Raw genomic sequence first — 20,241 nt, forward strand, 5'->3', positions numbered from 1 at the left:
ATATCTACCTACTCGTTCAGTTGTCTGAACCGATATCGGCAAACCGCCTACCGTGACAACGAGTCTCTTGGGACCCATAGACGTTTTTCGTGCGCCGCTTCAGCTGGCGCAGCACACGCCCCCTGCGGGAAGTCACCATCGAAATCGCCGGACACGAAGTCACCGCAAAACCCGACCCGGGCCCAGACGCCCACGCCATCCTCAACCACCTACCTGGTTACTAAAGAGGTCCAAGTCAGGACTGAGCCCTCGATCGCCTGCGCACTTCGCCACTTACGAGGCGCACCGGCGTCCAGCTCTGGCCCCCAAGCTCGCAAATGCTGGCAACGGGGTACATGTGACCGCTTGGTGCCGTGGCACCGGTCGGTCGGATGTACCCCGAGCGCACGCTTGTACGCTCGGGGTGGTGGCCACCGGGCGCCGCCCGCCACCGGGCCGTCTTGTTCGTCGCCGTGCCTCCTGGCTGACCGTGGCTATCTCTGGCCCCCAAGCTCGCAAATGCTGGCAACGGGGTACATGTGACCGCTTGGTGCCGTGGCACCGGTCGGTCGGATGTACCCCGAGCGCACGCTTGTGCGCTCGGGGCATCGGCCTCCACCGCCGCCACCGGGGCGCGAGCGTCTGTTGTCGTGCCTCGGCGTGACCGTGGCGTCTAGTCTCTGGCCCCCAAGCTCGCAATTGCTGGCAACGGGGTACATGTGACCGCTTGGTGCCGTGGCACCGGTCGGTCGGGTGTACCCGGAGCGCACGCTTGTGCGCTCGGGGGCACCGAACCGCCACGAACCGCCACCTGCACAGCGCCGGCCGGGCGGAAGCAAACCGGCCTCAAGTCCAGCGCCCTGGGCCGAGGAACGCCCCGACGAGGTTGGGGTGGGCACGCGCCGCGTGCCCACCCCAACCTTTCCGGGTCCTCCGCGCGCTACTCTGCGGGGCCGTCCTCCCGCAGGTGGACCACGGCACGGTGGTGCACCAGGGCGCCACCCACCAGGGCGGAGACCAGGGAGCCGATGATGACGGCGATGGCCGCGTGGTCTGAGGCCACCGGCTCGGCGGGGAAGGCCAGGGAGGCGATCAGCAGGGAGACGGTGAAACCGATGCCGGAGAGCAGGCCGACCGCAGAGATGTCGCGCATGATGACGCCCTTGCCCAGTTGCAGCGGGGTGAACTTCAGCAGCAGCCAGACGGAACCGGCGATGCCGATGAACTTGCCCAGGGGCAGGCCCAGGTAGACGCCGATGGCGACCGGGTCGGTGAGGGCCGCACCGACGCCCCCCTCGGTGCCGATCACGGTGACGCCGGCGGCGAAGAAGGCGAAGATGGGCAGGGCCAGGCCGGCGCTGAGCGGGGCGATGCGGTGGGCGATGGCGTGGGTGCGCCCGCCGTGGGGCAGGTCCGCGTCCAGGTCGGCGTGGCGGCGGGCTGGCACAACCAGGCCCAGCAGCACACCCGCGATCGTGGCGTGGATGCCGCTGCGGAAGACGAAGTACCAGGCCAGCACGGCCAGCGGGATGAGCAGCCAGCGGGAGAAGATGCGCTTGCGGGCCAGCACGCCGAAGACGAAGACGGCGGCCAGGGCGGCGCCGAAGTAGGCGAGGTTCAGCTCGGAGCTGTAGAAGACGGCGATGATGATGATCGCCAGGAGGTCGTCCACCACCGCCAGGGTGAGCAGGAAGGTGCGCACGCCGGAGGGCAGGCCCTTGCCCATGATGCCGAGCACCGCGACCGCGAAGGCGATGTCCGTGGCCGTGGGGATGGCCCACCCGTGCATGTGGTGGTCGCCGGTAAAGACCTGCGTGCCCCAGTAGATGACGGCCGGGCCCACCATGCCGAAGGCGGCGGCGATCATCGGCAGGGCCGCCTGCCTGATGTCGCGCAGCGCCCCCACCGAGAACTCGGTCTTCAACTCCAGCCCCACGATGAAGAAGAAGATGGCCAGCAGGCCGTCGGCGGCCCAGTGCTCCAGGGACAGGTTGATGCCCCACGAGGCGGGCCCCACGTGCACGTCGGCCAGGTGGTGGTACCAGTGCTGGGCCGGGCTGTTGGCGAGCACCAGGGCCAAAACGGCCGCGGCGATCACCAGCACGCCGGCGAAGGTCTCGTCGCGCAGCTTGCCGGGCACCACATCGAACAGCGCACCGAACGCGGGGTGCTCGGAGATGCGGCGGGTGATCCGCTTGCGCAGGGACTTCTTGCGCCCGGAGTGGGGGTCGCGCGTCTTGCGCAGCGGCTTGCTAGCGCCGTGCGCGCTCTGGGGGTGGGAGGCCCGGGGCTTCCGCTGCGAAGACCTGCTGGTTGGCTTGGTGGGCTTGCGCTTGCTCATTACTATCCTTCCCGGGCTTCCTCTAAGATAGAGGGCCGCAGCCTCCATGGCCCAATTGGCAGAGGCAACCGACTTAAAATCGGTGTGTTGTGGGTTCGAGTCCCACTGGAGGCACCCACCCCTATTCCCGGCAGGGGGTAGGGGTTTTGCTTTTGACTGGGGGCTGCGCTCGCGCATCTAGGTTAAGCGCATTCGGCCACCCATTTTGCCATTGGAAAGGATGAAAGTCCTTTCGTGGGCCGCCGCGCTCTTCCTCACCGTTTCCTCGGCAGGCCCCCACCCAGAAGCTCCCGGGCGCCAGCCGCGCGCGCCCAATGCCAGCCCCGGCGGGGCTACGCGCCGGCTCGGCCGGCTTGCGGTCTAGCGCTTTCGGTACAGGCTCTTGGTGGCGTAGACCGGCTCGTTGGTGACCTGCACCCCGAGGGAGCGGAAGATGCCCTCGTCCACCGAGCCCAGGATCGTGGAGGTGTGGACGTTGCAGCCGCGCAGCTCGCCGAGGCAGGCCAGGGCGCGGCGGGCGTTGTCGTCGCCGTTGGCGGACACGGCCAGGGCGATCAGCACCTCGTCGGTGTGCAGGCGCGGGTTCTTCGAGCCCAGGTGCTTGGTCTTCAGGGTCTGGATCGGCTCGATGGAGGCCGGCGCCAGCAGGTCCACGCTCGCGTCGATCCCCGCCAGCCGCTTGAGCGCGTTCAGTAGCATGGCCGAGCAGGCGCCCAGCAGGGCGGAGGTCTTGCCGACCACGATCTCGCCGCTGGCCAGCTCGATGGCCGCGGCGGGCGCATCCGTCTGCCGCGCCAGGTCCAGGCAGGGCCCCACCACCGGGCGGTCGTTGGTGCCGATCCCGAGCGAGCCCATCAGGAGGGCGATCTTGGTGGACTGGTCCGGCTCCACCTCGTCGCGGCGCTCCTGCACCAGGGCCTTGAAGTAGCGGCGGATCACCTCCTGCTTGGAGGCCTCGCGGCAGGCGTCGTCGTCGCTGATGCACAGCCCGGCCATGTTCACGCCCATGTCCGTGGGGGAGGCGTAGGGGGAGGCGCCCAGGATCTGCTCGAACAGGCGGCTGAGCACCGGGAAGATCTCGATGTCGCGGTTGTAGTTGACCGTCTGCTCGCCGTGGGCGGCCAGGTGGAAGTGGTCGATCATGTTCATGTCGTCCAGGTCCGCCGTGGCGGCCTCGTAGGCCACGTTCACCGGGTGGTCCAGCGGCAGGTTCCAGATCGGGAAGGTCTCGAACTTCGCATACCCGGAGGAGATGCCGCGCACGTGATCGTGGTAGAGCTGGGACAGGCAGGTGGCCATCTTGCCGGAGCCGGGGCCGGGGGCGGTGACCACCACCAGGTCGCGGCTGGTCTCCACGTACTCGTTGCGGCCGTAGCCCTCGGGGGAGACGATCCGGGCGACGTCGTGCGGGTAGCCGGCGATGGGGTAGTGCCGGTAGACGGGCAGGCCCAGCTTGATGAGCTTTAGCCTGAAGGCGGCGGCCTGCGGGTTGTCGTCGCTCCAGTGGGTGATCACCACGGAGCCGACGTGCAGGCCGTAGGCGCGAAACTCGTCCACGTGGCGCAGAACGTCGTCCTCGTAGGGGATGCCCAGGTCGGCGCGCACCTTGTTGCGGGCGAAGTCGGCGGCGTTGACCACCACCACGATCTCCACCTCGTCGGCCAGCTCGGCCAGCATGACGATCTTGTTGTCCGGGGTGAAGCCCGGCAGTACGCGGGAGGCGTGCATGTCGTCTACCAGCTTGCCGCCGAACTCGAGGTAGAGCTTGCCGCCGAACTGGGCTCGCCTCTCGGCGATGTGGCGGGACTGCAATTCGAGGTACTTCTCGCGGTCGAAGCCGATCCGGTGCATTCTTCCTCCCGTCGCTGGCGTCACCGCTCCCGCCGAGGGGCGGCGGGAAACGCCACCGCAGAATTGTAGCCAGCCTGGCGCGCTGGAAAGCCGCCGCGCCCCTGTGGCGGTGGACGCGCTAGCGGCGCATCAACCCGGCCTCGTAGGCGCGCACCACGGCCTGCACGCGGTCGCGCACCTCCAGTTTGGCCAGGACGTTGCCCACGTGGGTCTTGATGGTGGTGGAGGAGAGCACCAGGTGCTCGGCGATCTCGGCGTTGCTCATGCCCTGGGCGATCAGTTCCAGCACCTCGCGCTCGCGGGTGGTGAGGGACTCGATGCCCGGGTCCACGGTGGGGCCGCCGTCCGCGCCCTGCTCGGCGTGGCTGGGCAGCTGGCCGGCGAACATCTCCAGCATTCGGCGGGTGACGCGCGGGGAGACCACGGCCTCGCCGCTGGCGACGGTGCGGATGGCCTCGGCCAGTTCTGCCGGGCGGGTGTCCTTCAGCAGGAAGCCGGAGGCGCCGGCGCGCAGGCCGGCGAACGCGTACTCGTCCAGGTCGAAGGTGGTCAGGATGAGCACCTTGGTGGTGGGGAACTCGGCGGCGATCTGGGCGGTGGCGTCGATGCCGTTCATGCCGGGCATGCGCACGTCCATCAGCACCACGTCGGGGCGCAGCGAGCGGACCATGGAGATGGCGGTGGCGCCGTCTGCGGCCTCGCCGATCACCTCGATGCCGTCCTCGGCGTCCAGGACCATGCGAAAGCCCATGCGCATGAGTGACTGGTCGTCCACCAATAGCACGGTGATGTTCTCAGTCATCGCGGCATCATCCACGGGGTAACCTCGCTCTCGGCTTCGTTCCAGTGCATTATCGCGTTTACTTGCCAGCCGCCCTCGACCGGTCCAGCCTGCACACGTCCACGATAGACGGCTGCGCGCTCCTGCATCCCCACTAGGCCCTTGCCGGACCCGCGCATTGGGGTGGTTCCGGTGCCGGTCGCGTTGCGGACGGTGAGTTCCACGGTGCCGGTGGTGCGGGCCAGGCGCACCAGGATGTCCGGGCTGGTGGGGGCGTAGCGCAGGATGTTGGTCAGGGCCTCCTGGGTGATTCGGTAGAGGGCAAGCTGGAGGCCCTTGTCCTCGGGCAGGGGGCCGCCGCTGCGTTCGAAGCGCACGGGCAGGCCGGTGCCCCGGAACTGGGAGACCAGCTCGGCGAGGTCGTTCTCGGCGGGTGCCGGCCCCAGCGGGACGTCGGTGTCCGGTTGTTGGCCCAGGATGACGGCATGCTCCTGCTGGTTGGCCCGCTCCAGGATCGCCTGGTTTGCTTCGAGGCGCTGCTTGGACGACGTCTCGCCGGCCAGTTTCTCCCCGAGGCGGGCAAAGAGGCCGCCTATGCCCGGACGACGCTTCGCGGCAGCCGGCCCGGGCAGGGAGGCGGACAGCGTGGCCAGTGCCTCCGATTGGGCCAACTGGGTGGCAACTGGGGTGGTGGGGGCGCCCCGGGTGGCACCGCCAGCTGTCACGGTGGGGGCACCGCCCGCGCCGGGAGCGGCGCCAGTCCCGCCGCCCGCGATAGGGGCGGGTTGGGTGGTGGGCGTTAGCGCGGGGCGGGAAGTGCTGGGGGTGGCGGGCGCGGCAACGTCGGCCATCACGGGGGAGGGGGCGGTGGCGGGCTCGGTGCGCAGCACGCCGACCAGGCGGCGGGTGTCGGCCAGGGCGGCGCGGCCGGTGGAGGAGAGCTGCTCGATCGCGGTGGCCGCCATCTTCGGATTGCGTTCCAGGTTGGCGGCGGCGCCGTCGGCCATCGTCACGATGATCGCCAGGGAGTGGGCCAGGACGTCGTGCATCTCGCGGGCGATGCGGGTGCGCTCCGCGGAGACGGCCAGCTGTTCGCGCTGGTCGCGCTCCAGGGCCAGGCGGGCGGCCAGGTGCTCCAACTGCAGCATGCGTAGTCGCTGCAGGCGCACGGATACGCCCAGCAGGGTGACGATGATTAGCGACATGGCGTACAGCAGCACCACGAACACGGTGGCCTTGGGGGTGTACTCGCGCAGGTAGGTGTCGATGGCGTACAGGCCGATCGCGAAGGCCGTGGCCGTCCAGGTCACCGCCAAGCGGTAGAGGGTGGCCACCGTGAACAGGGCGAGCGCCACCGCGCACAAGCTGATCAGGAAGGAATCGGGGCCCAGCGCGGAGGAGACCCACGGGCGGGGCAGCTCCTGCTGCGTGAGGCGGGAAACCAGGTCCACCACCACGGGCGGGATGGTGGTGGCCGCCAGCGCCACCAGCGGCAGCGTGCGGCGGATCGCCACGGCCAGCACGTAGGTCAGGATCAGGGCCAGATCTGCGGCCGGGTGGCTGTGTGCGGTGCCCTCCCCGCCCACGAACGGGGCGGAGGAGAACGACCACACCACCGCAGCCAACAGGGCGAAGCCCAGCGTCGTGACGGCGTCGGTCAGGGCCGCGTTGGCCGTCAGGCGCGAGAACCAGGTGTAGGCCTGGCTGGGCCAAGCTGCCGAGGCCGGGTCGGGGGCGGTCAACCAGCGCGGAATCTTCACTCTCACAGCCCTAATCATGCGGCCCGGCCGGGCGCTTTCGCACCCGGCCGGGCCAGCTTGCCTATCCAAGCGCGCAGGTTACGCGCCCGGGTTCCGCTTGGGGCAGGCGGCGGGCCCCGTTCGCCCGGGTTGGGCGGTAGGGCCCCTTTGCCTGGCTCAGGCGTCGCGGCGCTTGAACAGGATCGCGCCGGTGATCAGGGGCACCAGCACCCAGACCAGCAGGATCAGCAGGTTCTTGCCCACGCTTTCGCCGGCGATCATCGACATGCCGGCGTTGGCGGGCAGGTACTTGTCCAGCTTGCCCAGCGGCTCCCAGATGCGAGCCAGGAAGATGCCGGCGATCTGCAGGGCGATGATGAGCACGAACAGCTCCACCGCGACAACGGTGATGGCGCCCGCAGTGTGACGCAGCAGGAAGCCCAGGCCGGCGCCCATCATCGCCATCAGCAGGTGGAACAGGGCGGTCAGCAGCACGGTCTTGAGCGTGCCGGTGGTGAAGACCTCGATGTCACGGCTAGAGAGGAACAGGTGGAGGAACGGCAGCGTGAGCAGGTTGCCCACCAGGGAGATCAGCGCGGCGGAGACGCTGACCACCAGCACCTTGGCGGTGGACACCGGCCAGCGGCTGGGCACGGCCGCCAGGGTGGAACGGATCTGGCCGGTGGAGTACTCCGTGGTGACCGCCAGCACGCCCAGGGCGGCGGTGATCATCGCGACGAAGTAGGCCGGCAGCGAGAAGATGGCGCTGAGCATCGCCGGCGAGGCAGACATGTCAGCATCCAGCTGCGTGATGCCGAAGCCCATCAGCGAGCCCAAACCAATGGTTAGGACGATGCAGATGGCCGCCACCCAGTAGGTGGAGCGCAGGGACCACAGCTTGATGCGCTCGGAGCGCAGCACGCTGAACAGGCTCACGTTGGAGGTGCCGACTGCGCGCACGCGCTGCGCCGGGGCGGGCATGACCGGGGCGCCGGGGTGCATCGCGGGGCTTGCGGCGGGGGTGGGGGTGCTCATCGGGTCTCTCCCATCTTCACAGTGCGGTACTCGACCTGGTCCGCGGTCAATGTCAGGTAGGCGTCCTCCAGGGAGGCCTTCAGGGTGGTCAGCTCGTGCAGGGCAAGACCGTGCTGGGCGGCAAGCTCGCCCACGGCGGCGGCGTCCACTCCGGTGATGCGCAGGGTGCCGTCGCCGCTGTTGGAGACGGTGGCCCCGCTGTTGGCCAGGAGCTGGCCCAGCTCGCCCAGGCGCGGGGAGCGCACCTGCACGGAGGTGCTGGTCACGGCGGCGATCACGTCGTCCACCGGGCCCTGGGTGAGGATGCGTCCCTTGCCGATCACCAGCAGGTGGTCTGCGGTCTGGGCCATCTCGCTCATGAGGTGGGAGGAGACGAAGACGGTGCGTCCCTCGGCCGCCAGCGAGCGGCACATCTCACGCACCCAGCGCACGCCCTCGGGGTCAAGGCCGTTAACCGGCTCGTCGAAGATCAGCACCTGCGGGTCACCCAGCAGCGCTGCGGCGATGCCCAGGCGCTGCCCCATGCCCAGGGAGAAGCCGCCGGCGCGCTTCTTGGCGACCTCGGTCAGGCCGGTGATGGCCAGGACCTCGTCGACCCGGCGGGCGGGGATGTTGTTGGAGGCGGCCAGCGCACGCAGGTGCGAGCGGGCGCTGCGGCCGGGGTGGATGCCCTTGGCGTCCAGCAGCGCGCCCACCTGCTGGGCGGGGTTCTTGTGCTGCTGGAAAGGCTTGCCGTTGACGGTAACGGTGCCGGCGGTGGGGGAGTCCAGTCCCATGATCATGCGCATGGTGGTGGACTTGCCCGCGCCGTTGGGGCCCAGGAAGCCGGTGACGCACCCGGCTGGAATGGTGAAACTGACGTTGTCTACGGCGAGCTTGCTGCCGTAACGCTTGGTAAGGCCCTCTGCCTGAATCATTGTGGCTCCTTTCGGCTGCATCCAGGTTACGGCGAGAGCATCTGGCTCCCCTTCGACCGTGTGGTTGAAGTTGGAGCGGCGGGCTCGTGCGCTGTTCCGGGGTGGGACTCGTCCGCTGGTATGAGTTGGGTGCTGCCTACTGTGCTAGCGCCCCGCCGCCTTGTTACCGTTGGGGCAGATCTAGAACACAGGAGGGGTAATGACTAACCCGGTGCTGTCTAACAGCAGGATCTTTGGCGACAAGGCGCCCAGCCAGCCCGTGGCCGCGCAGGCGACGAATCAGGGCCAGTGGGCGCAGTATCAGGCCCCGGCGGGCTACCAGCAGCAGGGCGGCTTCCCTGCTCAGCCCAGCTACGGCGCGCCGGTGCAGGGTGGCTACCAGGGGCAGACGGGCTACGGCGCCCAGCAGGGCGTGCCGGGGTACGCGCAGCCGGCGATGGACGCGCACGCGGCCTACGCCGCGCAGCAGGCGGCTCAGCCCTACGCGGCCCAGCCCTACCTGGGGGCGCCGGCGTACGGCGCGCAGGCCGCGATGACCTACGAGGACGTCACGATGCGCACGGGCATGGCCCTGGGCGTCGTGGTGGTGGGTGCGGCGATTTCCTGGTCCCTGCTGGGCACCGGGATCGGCTACACCCTGATGATCGTCGGCTTGTTCGCGGGCATCGCCCTGGGTCTGGTGAACGCGTTCAAGCGCGAGCCCTCCCCGGCGCTGATCCTGTCTTACGCTGCGGCTGAGGGCCTGTTCCTGGGTGGTCTGTCCGCCTTCTTCGAGGCGACCTACCCGGGCGTGGTGATGCAGGCGGTGCTGGCCACGGTGATCACGTTCTCCGCGACGCTGCTGCTCTACCGCTCGGGCAAGGTGCGCGTCACCCCGAAGTTCCAGCGCTTCATGCTCATCGCGCTGATTTCGTACGCCGCTTTCTCCCTGGTCAACATGCTGCTGGTCTTCACCGGCGCGATCCAGAGCCCGTGGGGCGTGCGCGGCATCGAGGTCATGGGCATCCCGCTGGGCATCCTGGTCGGTGCGGCGGCGGTGCTGCTGGCGGTGTTCTCGCTCATCATGGACTTCGAGGCCATCGGCAAGGGCGTGGCGACCGGGGCTCCGCGCAAGTACGCGTGGAGCGCCGCCTTCGGCCTGCTGGTGACCCTGATCTGGCTCTACGTGGAGTTCCTGCGCATCCTGGCGATCTTGCGGGATAACTGAGTCTTCGCGTAGTCCCGGCTACCGGGGAGGGCCGCTCGCGGCCCTCCCCGGTGCTTCGTTCCGGGCCAGCCCCGGCGTGCGGCGTCGCGCGCAGCGGGGGCTGGGATGGCCCATAATCGACCTATCGCGCCGGGCAGTGGATCTGGCGCCCCACGACCTAGGAGCACAATGAGCACCAACATCACCGTTGCCGGCGAGTACGGCACCAAGCCCGCCCTGTCCTTCCCCGCCGGTCCGGCCCCGGAGGGCCTGCAGGTCGAGGTCCTGAAGGAGGGCGCGGGCGCCGTGGTCGAGGCCGGCGACACTATCGTCTGCCACTACCTGGGCCAGACCTGGGCAGGCAAGGTCTTCGACAACTCCTTCGACCGTGGCCAGCCCCTTTCCTTCATGATCGGCGTGGGCCAGGTCATTCGCGGCTGGGACGACGGCCTGGTGGGTCAGCGCGTCGGCTCCCGCGTGCTGCTGTCCATCCCGGCCGAGCTGGGTTACGGCGAGCGCGGCGTGCCGCAGGCCGGCATCGCCGGCGGTGCCACCCTGGTGTTCGTCACCGACATCGTGGGCGTGCTCTGACGCCCTCCAGCTAGACGCGGGCGCTCTAGGCGGCCGGACGTCTGCCGCTGACACCCGCTTTCGCCCCCCGGCGTTGCCCTCCCTGGTGAGGCTGCGCCGGGGGTTCCCGTTGCCCGACGTCCCTCCCGCCGCCCCGATCAACGCCCGCCCGGGCAGCGGCCCCGCTCCGGTTGGCAAGCGGCCACCAATGTGACGTTGCCGCCAGAGCCGCGCGGCGGGAGGGCGACGTCGGCCACCACAGACCCCCGCACTCGGGCGTGTCGCCACGAACCGGCAAATTCGCGCCATTGTGCGCCTCCCACTCCAATCCGACCGTCCCACCCGGCCCCCGCACTCGGGCGTGTCGCAGAGGGGGCGCGGGTGAAAACCGCGCAAATTCGCCAAAACCACGTGAGGCGGCTCACCGGCCGGGCGGCCACACTCGGCTTGCGCGGTGCCGGGCAGGCCTTGCTAGAGTTGCCGGGCCGGAAAGGGGCGTGAGGCGCCGGGCTACGCATCGCTGTAGCTCACCTCACTACCCGAGTTGCGCGAAAGGGCTGGATTCCCAAGCCCCTCGTGTGACAAAATTGTCCGGTTGCCTGATTTAGCTTCAGGTTTCATATAGACGTCCGGGCCTCGGGTTTCCCCGAGGACACAGGATTTCGGCCCCGCCACCAGGTGAAGCAACCGGCGGACGCAGCTTCTCAGTTGCGACACGCGCGGATGCGGGGGCCGGCTGGTAAGTAGAGAGGTAGATCGACGCCATGGCGGAACAGAAGATCCGCATCCGGCTCAAGTCGTACGACCACGAGGTCATCGACAGCTCGGCGCGCAAGATCGTCGAGACGGTAACCCGCGCGGGCGCGCGAGTCGTGGGCCCGGTGCCGCTGCCGACCGAGAAGAACGTGTTCGTTGTTATTCGGTCGCCGCACAAGTACAAGGACAGCCGTGAGCACTTCGAGCAGAGGACTCACAAGCGGCTGATCGACATCATCGAACCGACGCCGAAGGCCGTCGACTCGCTCATGCGTCTCGACCTGCCGGCTGAGGTCAACATCGAGATCAAGCTCTGAGGACTCCGATATGACTGCTACTTATCGCGACTCCATTAAGCGCAAGGCCGTTTTCGGCAAGAAGCTCGGCATGACCCAGGTGTGGGACGCTGACGGCCGTCTGGTTCCCGTCACCGTCGTCCAGGTCAGCCCCAACGTTGTCACCCAGGTCCGCAACGTCGAGACCGACGGCTACGCCGCCGTCCAGGTTGCCTTCGGTGACATCAACCCCCGCAAGGTGAACAAGCCGCTGACCGGCCACTTCGCCAAGGCCGACGTCGCCCCCCGCCGCCACCTCGCTGAGATCCGCACCGCGGACGCCAACGAGTACGCCGTGGGCCAGGAGCTGACCGTCGAGGTCTTCGAGACCGGCGCCAAGGTCGACGTGACCGGCACCAGCAAGGGCAAGGGCACCGCCGGTGTTATGAAGCGTCACGGCTTCGCCGGTGTTTCCGCCTCCCACGGTGCGCACCGCAACCACCGCAAGCCGGGCTCCATCGGCGCCTGCGCCACCCCGGGCCGCGTGTTCAAGGGCCTGCGCATGGCCGGCCGCATGGGCAACGCCCGTCGTACCGTCCAGAACCTGACCATCCACGCGGTGGACGCCGAGCGCGGCGTGCTGCTGGTGACCGGTGCCATCCCCGGCCCGAAGAACGGCGTGGTCATGGTCCGTACCGCTGTGAAGGGGGCATGAAATGACCACCCAGACCGTGGACATCCTCAACGCTGAGGGCAAGAAGGCCGGCACCGCCGAGCTGCCCGCCGCCATCTTCGACGTCGAGCCGAACATCCCGCTGATCCACCAGGTCGTGGTGGCCCAGCGCGCCGCTGCTCGCCAGGGCACCCACGCCGTGAAGAACCGCGCCGCGGTCTCCGGCGGTGGCCGCAAGCCCTACAAGCAGAAGGGCACCGGTAACGCTCGCCAGGGCTCCATCCGCGCCCCCCACTTCACCGGTGGTGGCGTGGTGCACGGCCCGCAGCCGCGCGACTACAGCCAGCGCACCCCCAAGAAGATGAAGGCCGCCGCCCTGCGTGGCGCCCTGTCTGACCGCGCTCGCAACGGCCGCGTTCACGTGGTGGAGAACTTCGGTGTCACCGACACCCCCTCCACCAAGGTCGCCAAGGCTGCTCTGCACAACATCACCGAGCGTCGCGCTCTGGTGGTGCTGGACCGCTCCGACTTCGCTTCCGCGCTGTCGCTGCGCAACCTGGCCGAGGTTCACCTGCTGTGGGCCGACCAGCTGAACACCTACGACGTGCTGGTTAACGAGGACGTCGTCTTCACCACCGAGGCGCTCGCTGCGTTCCTCGGTACCGACGAGGAGGGTGCCAAGTGAGCATCGAGTCCGCGAAGAACCCGCGCGACATCATCCTCGGCCCGGTCGTCTCGGAGAAGAGCTACGCGCTGATGGACGAGGGCAAGTACACCTTCCTGGTGGACCCGCGCTCGAACAAGACCGAGATCAAGATCGCGATCGAGAAGATTTTCGACGTCAAGGTGGAGTCCGTGAACACGGCCAACCGCCAGGGCAAGACCAGCCGGACCCGTTTCGGGGCTGGCCGCCGTAAGGACACCAAGCGAGCGATCGTCACGCTTCGTGAGGGCACCATCGACATCTTTGGCGAAGTCGCGCTCTGAGCGCGGCCGCTAACGAGATAGAGGATCGTTATGGGAATCCGTAAGTACAAGCCGACGACGCCCGGCCGCCGTGGCGCGTCCGTGGCCGACTTCGTTGAGATCACCCGCTCGGAGCCGGAGAAGTCGCTGGTTCGCCCGCTCTCCAAGACCGGTGGTCGCAACGCGTCTGGTCGTATCACCACTCGCCACAAGGGTGGCGGTCACAAGCGCGCCTACCGCGTGATCGACTTCCGTCGTCACGACAAGGACGGCGTGCCGGCCAAGGTCGCTCACATCGAGTACGACCCCAACCGCACCGCCCGCATCGCCCTCCTGCACTACGCGGACGGCGAGAAGCGCTATATCATCGCCCCCGCCAAGCTGCAGCAGGGTGACCGCATCGAGCAGGGCCCGGGTGCCGACATCAAGCCCGGCAACAACATGCCGCTGCGCAACATCCCGCTCGGTACCGTGATCCACGCTGTGGAGCTGCGTCCGGGTGGCGGGGCCAAGATCGCCCGTTCCGCCGGCGCCTCCGTGCAGCTGGTGGCCAAGGACGGCCCGTACGCCCAGCTGCGTATGCCGTCCGGCGAAATCCGCAACGTTGACGCTCGCTGCCGCGCCACCATCGGTGAGGTTGGCAACGCCGAGCAGTCCAACATCAACTGGGGTAAGGCCGGCCGTATGCGCTGGAAGGGCATCCGCCCGACCGTGCGTGGTGTGGTCATGAACCCGGTGGACCACCCGCACGGTGGTGGTGAGGGCCGCACCTCCGGTGGTCGTCACCCCGTGAGCCCGTGGGGTAAGCCCGAGGGTCGTACCCGCCGTCCGAACAAGCCGTCCGACAAGCTGATCGTGCGTCGTCGCAAGACCGGCAAGAACCGCTGAGGGGGATAACAGATGCCACGCAGCCTGAAGAAGGGTCCCTTCGTCGACGACCACCTGTACAAGAAGGTGGACGCTCAGAACGAGGCGGGTACCAAGAACGTCATCAAGACCTGGTCGCGCCGGTCGGTCATTACGCCCGACTTCCTCGGCCACACCTTCGCTGTGCACGACGGACGCAAGCACGTGCCCGTCTTCGTCACCGAGTCGATGGTGGGCCACAAGCTCGGCGAGTTTGCGCCGACCCGCACTTTCCGCGGGCACGAGAAGGACGACCGCAAGGGGCGTCGCCGCTAAGGCGCGCCGCTAGCTGAAAGAATGGGGCAGCACATGGAAGCCAAGGCGCAGGCGCGGTTCGTCCGCACCACGCCGATGAAGGCGCGCCGCATCGTGGACGTCGTCCGGGGCAAGCGCGTTGCAGAGGCAATTGACATTCTGCGTTTCGCACCGCAGCAGGCGGCCGAGGTCGTCCGCAAGGTGGTCGAGTCCGCAGCCGCCAACGCTCAGGTCAAGGCCGAGCGCGATGGCGAGAAGTTTGAGTACGACAAGCTGCGCATCGTCGCCGCTTTCGTCGACGAGGGCCCGACCCTCAAGCGGATCCGTCCGCGCGCCCAGGGTCGCGCGGGCCGCATCCTGAAGCGGACCAGCCACATCACCGTGGTGGTCGGCAACAACGAGGGGAAGGAGACCAAGTAATGGGTCAGAAGGTAAACCCCACCGGTTTCCGCCTGGGTATCACCACGTTCCACCGCTCCCGGTGGTTCGCCGACTCCACCAAGCCGGGTCAGCGCTACGCTGACTTCGTCAAGGAGGACGTCGCCATCCGCCGCCTCCTGGAGGAGGGCCTGGACCGCGCCGGTGTCGCCAAGGTCGACATCGAGCGCACCCGTGACCGCGTCCGCGTCGACCTGCACACCGCCCGCCCGGGCATCGTGATCGGTCGCCGTGGCGCCGAGGCGGACCGCCTGCGCGGCACGCTGGAGAAGCTCACGGGCAAGCAGGTGCAGCTGAACATCCTCGAGGTCAAGAACCCCGAGATCGAGGCTCAGCTCGTTGCTCAGGGCATCGCCGAGCAGCTGGCCTCCCGCGTTTCCTTCCGCCGCGCCATGCGCAAGGGCATGCAGTCCGCCATGCGCGCCGGTGCCAAGGGAATCCGTGTTCAGTGCTCCGGCCGTCTGGGCGGCGCTGAGATGAGCCGTTCCGAGTTCTACCGCGAGGGTCGCGTGCCGCTGCACACCCTACGCGCGAACATCGACTTCGGCTTCTACGAGGCTCGCACCACCTTCGGTCGCATCGGCGTGAAGGTGTGGATCTACAAGGGCGACCTCAACGAGAAGGAATTTGCCCGGGCCCAGGCCGAGGCCGCTCCGCGCGGTCGTGGCCGCGGTGAGCGCCGCGGTGGCCCGCGTCGCGACGGCGGACGTGGTCCGCGTCGTGACGAGGTAACGACGAACGACGCTCCGGCCGCCGCGCCGGTGGCCGACGCAGGAACGGAGGCCTGAGCCATGCTCATCCCCCGACGGACTAAGTTCCGCCGCCAGCACCGTCCGCACCGCACCGGTGCGGCCTCCGGTGGCACGCAGGTCAACTTCGGTGACTACGGCATCCAGGCCCTCGAGCCCGCCTACATCACCAACCGTCAGATCGAGGCCGCGCGTATCGCGATGACCCGCCACATCAAGCGTGGCGGTAAGGTCTGGATCACGATTTTCCCGGATCGCCCGCTCACCAAGAAGCCGGCCGAAACCCGTATGGGTTCCGGTAAGGGTTCCGTTGAGTGGTGGATCGCCAACGTCAAGCCCGGCCGCATCATGTTCGAGCTGGGTGGAGTTCCCGAGCCGCTGGCTCGCGAGGCCATGCGCCGCGCGCAGCACAAGCTCCCGATGAAGACTCGTTTTGTAGTTCGTGAGGGTGGTGACCGCTGATGATCGGTTCCAAGGGTCTGTCCCCCAAGGACCTCGACACCATGGACAACGAGCGTCTGGCGAAGGAGCTGGAGAAGGCAAAGGCTGAGCTGTTCAACCTGCGCTTCACCGCTGCTACCGGTCAGCTCGAGGACCACGGCCGTCTCAAGGCTGTACGCCGCGACATCGCCCGCATCTACACCATCGTGCACGAGCGTGAGCTCGGCATCCGTACCGCCCCGAGCGAGAAGTGAGCGAAATGTCTGAGAACACCGAGTCCACCGCCCCGGTGCGGGGCGAGCGTAAGGTTCGCCGCGGTTACGTGGTGAGCGACAAGATGAACAAGACCGTTGTGGTTGCCCTGGAGGACCGCGTGAAGCACTCCCTCTACGGCAAGGTCATGCGCCGCACCTCCAAGGTGAAGGCACACGACGAGCTCAACGAGTGCGGCGTGGGCGACCTCGTCCGCATCATGGAGACCCGCCCGCTCAGCGCGACCAAGCACTGGCGCGTGGTGGAGATCATCGAGAAGGCCAAGTAAGCTTCCTCAGTCCAGTATTTGTTCGGCAAGGCTCGGGAAACCGAGAACCGGCTCGACGACAGGAGTAAATACTCATGATCCAGCAGGAGTCGCGGCTCAAGGTCGCCGACAACACGGGTGCAAAGCAGCTGCTGTGCATCCGCGTGCTCGGCGGCTCTGGCCGGCGCTATGCCGGTATCGGCGACACGATCGTCGCCACCGTCAAGGACGCAATCCCTGGCGGCAACGTCAAGAAGGGCGACGTGGTCAAGGCCGTCGTCGTCCGTACCACCAAGGAGCGCCGTCGTCCCGACGGTTCCTACATCCGTTTCGACGAGAACGCGGCCGTCATTCTGAAGAACGACGGTGAGCCTCGCGGCACGCGCATCTTCGGCCCCGTCGGCCGCGAGCTGCGTGACAAGAAGTTCATGCGCATCGTCTCCCTGGCCCCGGAGGTGATCTGAACCCATGGCGAAGATCAAGAAGGGTGACCTGGTAGTGGTCATCGCTGGCCGCGACAAGGGCCAGCAGGGCCGCGTGCTCGAGGTCCGCCCCAAGGAGGACCGCGTGGTGGTCGAGGGCGTTGCCCGCGCCACCAAGCACGTCAAGGCTGGTCGCTCCCGCCAGGGCGCGACCCAGGGTGGAATCGAGACCATCGAGGCCCCGATCCACATCTCCAACGTGATGCTCGTTGACCCGAAGACCAAGAAGGGCACCCGGGTTGGCTACCGCATCGAGCAGGTTGAGCGCGATGGCCGCACCCGCGAGGTTCGCATCCGCGTTGCCAAGCGCAGCGGGAAGGACGTGAAGTGAGCGAGCAGACCATGCCTCGTCTGAAGGAGAAGTACCGCAGCGAGATCCTCGGCGCTCTGCGTGAGGAGTTCGGCCACGCCAACATCCACCAGGTTCCCGGTCTGACCAAGATCGTTGTGAACATGGGTGTGGGTGAGGCCGCTCGCGACGCCAAGATCCTGGAGGGCGCTATCCGCGACCTCACCGCGATCACCGGTCAGAAGCCGGCGGTCACCAAGGCCCGCAAGTCCATCGCGCAGTTCAAGCTGCGCGAGGGCCAGCCGATCGGCGCGCACGTCACGCTGCGCGGCGACCGCATGTGGGAATTCTTGGACCGTCTGCTGTCCCTGGCTCTGCCCCGTATTCGTGACTTCCGTGGCCTGTCCCCGAAGCACTTTGACGGCAACGGCAACTACACCTTCGGTCTCACGGAGCAGTCCATGTTCCACGAGATCGACCAGGACAAGATCGACCGCGTGCGCGGCATGGACATCACCATCGTCACGACCGCGAAGAACGACGACGAGGGCCGCAGCCTGCTGCGCCGCCTCGGCTTCCCGTTCAAGGAGAACTGACGATGGCGAAGACCGCACTGATCAACAAGGCGAACCGCAAGCCGAAGTTCGGCGTTCGTGCCTACACGCGCTGCCAGCGCTGTGGCCGTCCGCACTCGGTCTACCGCAAGTTCGGCCTGTGCCGTATCTGCCTGCGCGAGATGGCCCTTGCTGGCCAGCTCCCGGGCGTCACTAAGAGCAGCTGGTAACGACTACGCCGTAGGTCCTTCGGTGAAAAGCACCGCAGGAAACCGCGACGAGGAAGGGCATCCGCCCAATGACAATGACAGATCCCATTGCGGATATGCTCACGCGTCTGCGTAACGCCAACTCGGCTTACCACGACTCCGTGTCCATGCCGCACTCCAAGCTCAAGGCAGCGATCGCTCAGATCCTGCAGACCGAGGGTTACATCGCCAACTTCGTTGTCGAGGACGCCGAGGTCGGTAAGAAGCTCACGCTCAACCTGAAGTACGGTCAGCGTCGCGAGCGCGCCATCTCTGGCGTCAAGCGCGTGTCCAAGCCGGGTCTGCGCGTGTACGCGAAGTCCAGCAACCTGCCCAAGGTCCTGGGCGGCCTGGGCGTGGCCATCCTGTCCACGTCCTCTGGCCTCCTGACCGACCGCCAGGCAGCCGAGAAGGGTGTGGGTGGGGAAGTCCTCGCCTACATCTGGTAAGGGAGGTATAGGCATGTCTCGTATTGGCAAGCTGCCCATCGCCATCCCTGCTGGCGTGGACGTAAACATCAACGGCGCCGAGGTTGCGGTCAAGGGCCCCAAGGGCTCCCTGACCCACACCGTCGCCGCCCCCATCGTGGTGGCGATCGAGGACGGTAACGTCGTCGTGACCCGCCCGGACGACGAGCGCCTGTCTCGTTCTCTGCACGGCCTGACCCGCACCCTGATCGCCAACATGATCCAGGGCGTCACGGCCGGCTACGAGAAGAAGCTCGAGATCGTTGGTACCGGTTACCGCGTGATGGCCAAGGGCACCTCCCTCGAGTTCGCCCTGGGCTTCTCCCACCCGGTTGTCATCGAGCCGCCGGCGGGCATCACCTTCACGGTTGAGGGCCCGAACAAGTTCACCGTTGCTGGTATCGACAAGCAGCTGGTGGGCGAGGTCGCCGCGAACATTCGCAAGATCCGCAAGCCTGAGCCCTACAAGGGCAAGGGTGTGCGCTACGCCGGCGAGCAGGTCAAGCGCAAGGTCGGAAAGGCTGGTAAGTGATGGCTATCTCGATCAAGGGCAAGGGCAAGGCGGTTGCGCGCAAGCGCCGTCACCTGCGTCTGCGCAAGCGCATCGTTGGTACTGCCGAGCGTCCCCGCCTGGTTGTCACCCGCTCCAACCGTCACATGGTTGCGCAGCTGGTGGACGACACCGTGGGCCGCACCATTGTCTCCGCTTCCACCCTCGAGGCCGAGCTGCGCTCTGTCGAGGGCAAGAAGGTGGACAAGTCCCGCAAGGTCGGCGAGCTGATCGCCGAGCGCGCCAAGGCTGCCGGGGTCGAGACCTGCGTGTTCGACCGTGGCGGTAACAAGTACCACGGCCGAGTCGCCGCAGTCGCCGATGGCGCCCGCGACGGCGGTCTGACCCTGTGACGAGCGCGACCCAGGAAAGCAGAGGAACAGATATGGCTGCACCGCAGCGAGGTAGGGCCGGAGCTGCCGGCTCGAACGAGGCTCGCGAGGGTCGTGACTCCGAGCGTCGGGGTCGTCGCGACGAGCGTCGTGACTCCAACCGTCGGAATGACCGTCCCGAGCGCGACCAGTTCATTGAGCGCGTCGTGACGATCAACCGCGTCTCCAAGGTGGTCAAGGGTGGACGTCGGTTCTCCTTCACCGCCCTGGTCGTTGTGGGCGACGGCGATGGCACCATCGGCGTCGGCTACGGCAAGGCAAAGGAAGTTCCCGCGGCGATCGCCAAGGGTGTCGAGGAGGCGAAGAAGAACTTCTTCCGCATCCCGCTGGTCCGCAAGACCATCCCGCACCTGGTGCAGGGTGAGGACGCCGCTGGTGTGGTGCTCCTGCGCCCCGCTTCCCCGGGTACCGGTGTTATCGCCGGTGGTCCGGTGCGTGCGGTGCTGGAGTGCGCCGGCGTGCACGACATCCTGAGCAAGTCGCTCGGGTCCTCCAACGCAATCAACATCGTCCACGCTACTGTGGCTGCCCTCAAGCAGCTGGAGCAGCCGGAGGCCGTGGCGGCTCGCCGTGGCCTGCCCCTGGAGTACGTGGCCCCGGCCGCGCTCCTGCGGGCCCGCGCCGAGGGCGAGGCTGAGAAGCGTGAGGCCAAGGAGAAGGCTGAGGCTGAGGCCGCAGCCGGAGGGGTCGGTGCGTGATGGCACAGCTCAAGATCACCCAGAAGAAGTCGGGCATCGGCGGTAAGGACTACCAGCGTGAGACGCTGCGTACCCTGGGCCTGCGCAAGATCGGTCAGAGCACCGTTCGCCAGGACACCCCGACCGTGCGCGGCATGATCGCCACGGTGGCCCACCTGGTCACCGTCGAGGAGGTCGACTGAT

At 67.7% G+C, this 20,241-nt stretch carries 28 protein-coding genes and 1 tRNA gene; 23 read left to right on the plus strand and 6 right to left on the minus strand.

What is annotated here, in order from left to right:
• Positions 1–919 precede the first annotated feature (919 nt).
• Positions 920–2,320, minus strand: coding sequence for a Na+/H+ antiporter NhaA (nhaA, locus tag AC4PWQ_RS03105; RefSeq protein WP_371152766.1), 1,401 nt, complete (start codon positions 2,318–2,320; stop codon positions 920–922).
• Between the two features lie 40 nt (positions 2,321–2,360).
• Between nhaA and AC4PWQ_RS03110 the strand changes: the two genes are divergently transcribed.
• Positions 2,361–2,434 (plus strand) — tRNA-Leu (locus AC4PWQ_RS03110).
• 246 nt (positions 2,435–2,680) lie between these two features.
• On the opposite strand, the gene AC4PWQ_RS03115 is transcribed toward AC4PWQ_RS03110, so the two are convergent.
• The 5 genes from AC4PWQ_RS03115 to AC4PWQ_RS03135 all read right to left on the minus strand — a co-directional run bounded on the left by AC4PWQ_RS03115 (position 2,681) and on the right by AC4PWQ_RS03135 (position 8,643).
• Complete coding sequence (locus AC4PWQ_RS03115; protein ID WP_492089750.1) at positions 2,681–4,171, minus strand: DUF1846 domain-containing protein; 1,491 nt, start codon at positions 4,169–4,171, stop codon at positions 2,681–2,683.
• Between the two features lie 118 nt (positions 4,172–4,289).
• Entirely contained in the window at positions 4,290–4,973 is a 684-nt protein-coding gene (locus AC4PWQ_RS03120) for a response regulator (protein WP_371152764.1), read from the minus strand.
• Positions 4,970–6,712, minus strand: coding sequence for a sensor histidine kinase (locus tag AC4PWQ_RS03125; protein WP_492089751.1), 1,743 nt, complete (start codon positions 6,710–6,712; stop codon positions 4,970–4,972). Before AC4PWQ_RS03125 ends, AC4PWQ_RS03120 begins: the two co-directional genes overlap by 4 nt.
• Before the next feature lie 156 nt (positions 6,713–6,868).
• Positions 6,869–7,726, minus strand: a complete 858-nt coding sequence (locus AC4PWQ_RS03130; RefSeq protein WP_492089752.1) for an ABC transporter permease subunit — start codon at positions 7,724–7,726, stop codon at positions 6,869–6,871.
• Positions 7,723–8,643, minus strand: coding sequence for an ABC transporter ATP-binding protein (locus AC4PWQ_RS03135; RefSeq protein WP_371152761.1), 921 nt, complete (start codon positions 8,641–8,643; stop codon positions 7,723–7,725). Before AC4PWQ_RS03135 ends, AC4PWQ_RS03130 begins: the two co-directional genes overlap by 4 nt.
• A gap of 199 nt (positions 8,644–8,842) precedes the next feature.
• On the opposite strand from AC4PWQ_RS03135, the gene AC4PWQ_RS03140 reads away from it, so the two are divergent.
• From AC4PWQ_RS03140 to rpmD, 22 genes are all read left to right on the plus strand, one after another.
• On the plus strand, positions 8,843–9,850 hold the full coding sequence (locus AC4PWQ_RS03140; RefSeq protein WP_492089753.1) for a Bax inhibitor-1/YccA family protein: 1,008 nt from the start codon (positions 8,843–8,845) through the stop codon (positions 9,848–9,850).
• A 168-nt stretch (positions 9,851–10,018) separates the two neighbouring features.
• The gene (locus AC4PWQ_RS03145; RefSeq protein WP_371152759.1) at positions 10,019–10,420 is read left to right on the plus strand and encodes an FKBP-type peptidyl-prolyl cis-trans isomerase; all 402 of its coding nucleotides are present in this window, start codon (positions 10,019–10,021) and stop codon (positions 10,418–10,420) included.
• 743 nt (positions 10,421–11,163) lie between these two features.
• Positions 11,164–11,472, plus strand: a complete 309-nt coding sequence (gene rpsJ / locus AC4PWQ_RS03150) for a 30S ribosomal protein S10 (protein ID WP_371152758.1) — start codon at positions 11,164–11,166, stop codon at positions 11,470–11,472.
• A 10-nt stretch (positions 11,473–11,482) separates the two neighbouring features.
• Positions 11,483–12,145 (plus strand): 50S ribosomal protein L3, encoded by a 663-nt coding sequence (gene rplC, locus AC4PWQ_RS03155; RefSeq protein ID WP_371152756.1) that lies wholly within the window; start codon positions 11,483–11,485, stop codon positions 12,143–12,145.
• A 1-nt stretch (position 12,146) separates the two neighbouring features.
• A complete protein-coding gene (gene rplD, locus AC4PWQ_RS03160) occupies positions 12,147–12,788 on the plus strand; it encodes a 50S ribosomal protein L4 (RefSeq protein ID WP_371152755.1) in 642 nt (213 codons plus the stop codon).
• Positions 12,785–13,090 carry a 50S ribosomal protein L23 gene (gene rplW / locus AC4PWQ_RS03165; protein WP_371152754.1) on the plus strand — a complete coding sequence of 102 codons (306 nt, stop codon included), beginning with the start codon at positions 12,785–12,787 and terminating at the stop codon, positions 13,088–13,090. Before rplD ends, rplW begins: the two co-directional genes overlap by 4 nt.
• A gap of 30 nt (positions 13,091–13,120) precedes the next feature.
• The gene (gene rplB / locus AC4PWQ_RS03170) at positions 13,121–13,957 is read left to right on the plus strand and encodes a 50S ribosomal protein L2 (protein ID WP_371152753.1); all 837 of its coding nucleotides are present in this window, start codon (positions 13,121–13,123) and stop codon (positions 13,955–13,957) included.
• A 12-nt stretch (positions 13,958–13,969) separates the two neighbouring features.
• Positions 13,970–14,251 carry a 30S ribosomal protein S19 gene (rpsS, locus tag AC4PWQ_RS03175; protein ID WP_371152752.1) on the plus strand — a complete coding sequence of 94 codons (282 nt, stop codon included), beginning with the start codon at positions 13,970–13,972 and terminating at the stop codon, positions 14,249–14,251.
• 33 nt (positions 14,252–14,284) lie between these two features.
• Positions 14,285–14,650: a 50S ribosomal protein L22 gene (gene rplV / locus AC4PWQ_RS03180; RefSeq protein WP_371152751.1), complete on the plus strand. Its 366-nt coding sequence runs from the start codon at positions 14,285–14,287 to the stop codon at positions 14,648–14,650.
• Entirely contained in the window at positions 14,650–15,456 is an 807-nt protein-coding gene (gene rpsC, locus AC4PWQ_RS03185) for a 30S ribosomal protein S3 (protein ID WP_371152750.1), read from the plus strand. The genes rplV and rpsC overlap by 1 nt, the downstream gene beginning before the upstream one ends.
• A gap of 3 nt (positions 15,457–15,459) precedes the next feature.
• Entirely contained in the window at positions 15,460–15,879 is a 420-nt protein-coding gene (rplP, locus tag AC4PWQ_RS03190; protein ID WP_371152749.1) for a 50S ribosomal protein L16, read from the plus strand.
• Positions 15,879–16,112, plus strand: coding sequence for a 50S ribosomal protein L29 (gene rpmC, locus AC4PWQ_RS03195; RefSeq protein ID WP_371152748.1), 234 nt, complete (start codon positions 15,879–15,881; stop codon positions 16,110–16,112). Before rplP ends, rpmC begins: the two co-directional genes overlap by 1 nt.
• A gap of 5 nt (positions 16,113–16,117) precedes the next feature.
• Complete coding sequence (gene rpsQ / locus AC4PWQ_RS03200; RefSeq protein WP_371152747.1) at positions 16,118–16,399, plus strand: 30S ribosomal protein S17; 282 nt, start codon at positions 16,118–16,120, stop codon at positions 16,397–16,399.
• A gap of 74 nt (positions 16,400–16,473) precedes the next feature.
• On the plus strand, positions 16,474–16,842 hold the full coding sequence (gene rplN / locus AC4PWQ_RS03205; protein WP_371152746.1) for a 50S ribosomal protein L14: 369 nt from the start codon (positions 16,474–16,476) through the stop codon (positions 16,840–16,842).
• A 4-nt stretch (positions 16,843–16,846) separates the two neighbouring features.
• Positions 16,847–17,191 (plus strand): 50S ribosomal protein L24, encoded by a 345-nt coding sequence (rplX, locus tag AC4PWQ_RS03210; RefSeq protein WP_371152745.1) that lies wholly within the window; start codon positions 16,847–16,849, stop codon positions 17,189–17,191.
• An 11-nt stretch (positions 17,192–17,202) separates the two neighbouring features.
• Positions 17,203–17,745, plus strand: coding sequence for a 50S ribosomal protein L5 (gene rplE / locus AC4PWQ_RS03215; RefSeq protein WP_371152985.1), 543 nt, complete (start codon positions 17,203–17,205; stop codon positions 17,743–17,745).
• 2 nt (positions 17,746–17,747) lie between these two features.
• On the plus strand, positions 17,748–17,933 hold the full coding sequence (locus AC4PWQ_RS03220; protein WP_371152744.1) for a type Z 30S ribosomal protein S14: 186 nt from the start codon (positions 17,748–17,750) through the stop codon (positions 17,931–17,933).
• A 68-nt stretch (positions 17,934–18,001) separates the two neighbouring features.
• Entirely contained in the window at positions 18,002–18,400 is a 399-nt protein-coding gene (gene rpsH / locus AC4PWQ_RS03225; RefSeq protein ID WP_371152743.1) for a 30S ribosomal protein S8, read from the plus strand.
• Positions 18,401–18,413: 13 nt separating this feature from the next.
• Entirely contained in the window at positions 18,414–18,950 is a 537-nt protein-coding gene (gene rplF / locus AC4PWQ_RS03230; RefSeq protein ID WP_371152742.1) for a 50S ribosomal protein L6, read from the plus strand.
• Positions 18,950–19,321: a 50S ribosomal protein L18 gene (gene rplR, locus AC4PWQ_RS03235; protein ID WP_371152741.1), complete on the plus strand. Its 372-nt coding sequence runs from the start codon at positions 18,950–18,952 to the stop codon at positions 19,319–19,321. The genes rplF and rplR overlap by 1 nt, the downstream gene beginning before the upstream one ends.
• Before the next feature lie 32 nt (positions 19,322–19,353).
• Positions 19,354–20,058 carry a 30S ribosomal protein S5 gene (rpsE, locus tag AC4PWQ_RS03240; protein ID WP_371152740.1) on the plus strand — a complete coding sequence of 235 codons (705 nt, stop codon included), beginning with the start codon at positions 19,354–19,356 and terminating at the stop codon, positions 20,056–20,058.
• Entirely contained in the window at positions 20,058–20,240 is a 183-nt protein-coding gene (rpmD, locus tag AC4PWQ_RS03245; RefSeq protein WP_371152739.1) for a 50S ribosomal protein L30, read from the plus strand. The genes rpsE and rpmD overlap by 1 nt, the downstream gene beginning before the upstream one ends.
• The last annotated feature ends 1 nt before the right edge of the window (position 20,241 follow it).

This window comes from Buchananella sp. 103232 (assembly GCF_058725725.1).

What these genes read in the sequence shown, in the direction of transcription:
- nhaA (WP_371152766.1), bottom strand. Translation starts at nt 2,320, where the DNA reads ATGAGCAAGCGCAAGCCCACCAAGCCAACCAGCAGGTCTTCGCAGCGG.
- AC4PWQ_RS03115 (WP_492089750.1), bottom strand. Translation starts at nt 4,171, where the DNA reads ATGCACCGGATCGGCTTCGACCGCGAGAAGTACCTCGAATTGCAGTCC.
- AC4PWQ_RS03120 (WP_371152764.1), bottom strand. Translation starts at nt 4,973, where the DNA reads ATGACTGAGAACATCACCGTGCTATTGGTGGACGACCAGTCACTCATG.
- AC4PWQ_RS03130 (WP_492089752.1), bottom strand. Translation starts at nt 7,726, where the DNA reads ATGAGCACCCCCACCCCCGCCGCAAGCCCCGCGATGCACCCCGGCGCC.
- AC4PWQ_RS03135 (WP_371152761.1), bottom strand. Translation starts at nt 8,643, where the DNA reads ATGATTCAGGCAGAGGGCCTTACCAAGCGTTACGGCAGCAAGCTCGCC.
- AC4PWQ_RS03140 (WP_492089753.1), top strand. Translation starts at nt 8,843, where the DNA reads ATGACTAACCCGGTGCTGTCTAACAGCAGGATCTTTGGCGACAAGGCG.
- AC4PWQ_RS03145 (WP_371152759.1), top strand. Translation starts at nt 10,019, where the DNA reads ATGAGCACCAACATCACCGTTGCCGGCGAGTACGGCACCAAGCCCGCC.
- rpsJ (WP_371152758.1), top strand. Translation starts at nt 11,164, where the DNA reads ATGGCGGAACAGAAGATCCGCATCCGGCTCAAGTCGTACGACCACGAG.
- rplC (WP_371152756.1), top strand. Translation starts at nt 11,483, where the DNA reads ATGACTGCTACTTATCGCGACTCCATTAAGCGCAAGGCCGTTTTCGGC.
- rplD (WP_371152755.1), top strand. Translation starts at nt 12,147, where the DNA reads ATGACCACCCAGACCGTGGACATCCTCAACGCTGAGGGCAAGAAGGCC.
- rplB (WP_371152753.1), top strand. Translation starts at nt 13,121, where the DNA reads ATGGGAATCCGTAAGTACAAGCCGACGACGCCCGGCCGCCGTGGCGCG.
- rpsS (WP_371152752.1), top strand. Translation starts at nt 13,970, where the DNA reads ATGCCACGCAGCCTGAAGAAGGGTCCCTTCGTCGACGACCACCTGTAC.
- rplV (WP_371152751.1), top strand. Translation starts at nt 14,285, where the DNA reads ATGGAAGCCAAGGCGCAGGCGCGGTTCGTCCGCACCACGCCGATGAAG.
- rpsC (WP_371152750.1), top strand. Translation starts at nt 14,650, where the DNA reads ATGGGTCAGAAGGTAAACCCCACCGGTTTCCGCCTGGGTATCACCACG.
- rplP (WP_371152749.1), top strand. Translation starts at nt 15,460, where the DNA reads ATGCTCATCCCCCGACGGACTAAGTTCCGCCGCCAGCACCGTCCGCAC.
- rpmC (WP_371152748.1), top strand. Translation starts at nt 15,879, where the DNA reads ATGATCGGTTCCAAGGGTCTGTCCCCCAAGGACCTCGACACCATGGAC.
- rpsQ (WP_371152747.1), top strand. Translation starts at nt 16,118, where the DNA reads ATGTCTGAGAACACCGAGTCCACCGCCCCGGTGCGGGGCGAGCGTAAG.
- rplN (WP_371152746.1), top strand. Translation starts at nt 16,474, where the DNA reads ATGATCCAGCAGGAGTCGCGGCTCAAGGTCGCCGACAACACGGGTGCA.
- rplX (WP_371152745.1), top strand. Translation starts at nt 16,847, where the DNA reads ATGGCGAAGATCAAGAAGGGTGACCTGGTAGTGGTCATCGCTGGCCGC.
- rplE (WP_371152985.1), top strand. Translation starts at nt 17,203, where the DNA reads ATGCCTCGTCTGAAGGAGAAGTACCGCAGCGAGATCCTCGGCGCTCTG.
- AC4PWQ_RS03220 (WP_371152744.1), top strand. Translation starts at nt 17,748, where the DNA reads ATGGCGAAGACCGCACTGATCAACAAGGCGAACCGCAAGCCGAAGTTC.
- rpsH (WP_371152743.1), top strand. Translation starts at nt 18,002, where the DNA reads ATGACAATGACAGATCCCATTGCGGATATGCTCACGCGTCTGCGTAAC.
- rplF (WP_371152742.1), top strand. Translation starts at nt 18,414, where the DNA reads ATGTCTCGTATTGGCAAGCTGCCCATCGCCATCCCTGCTGGCGTGGAC.
- rplR (WP_371152741.1), top strand. Translation starts at nt 18,950, where the DNA reads ATGGCTATCTCGATCAAGGGCAAGGGCAAGGCGGTTGCGCGCAAGCGC.
- rpsE (WP_371152740.1), top strand. Translation starts at nt 19,354, where the DNA reads ATGGCTGCACCGCAGCGAGGTAGGGCCGGAGCTGCCGGCTCGAACGAG.
- rpmD (WP_371152739.1), top strand. Translation starts at nt 20,058, where the DNA reads ATGGCACAGCTCAAGATCACCCAGAAGAAGTCGGGCATCGGCGGTAAG.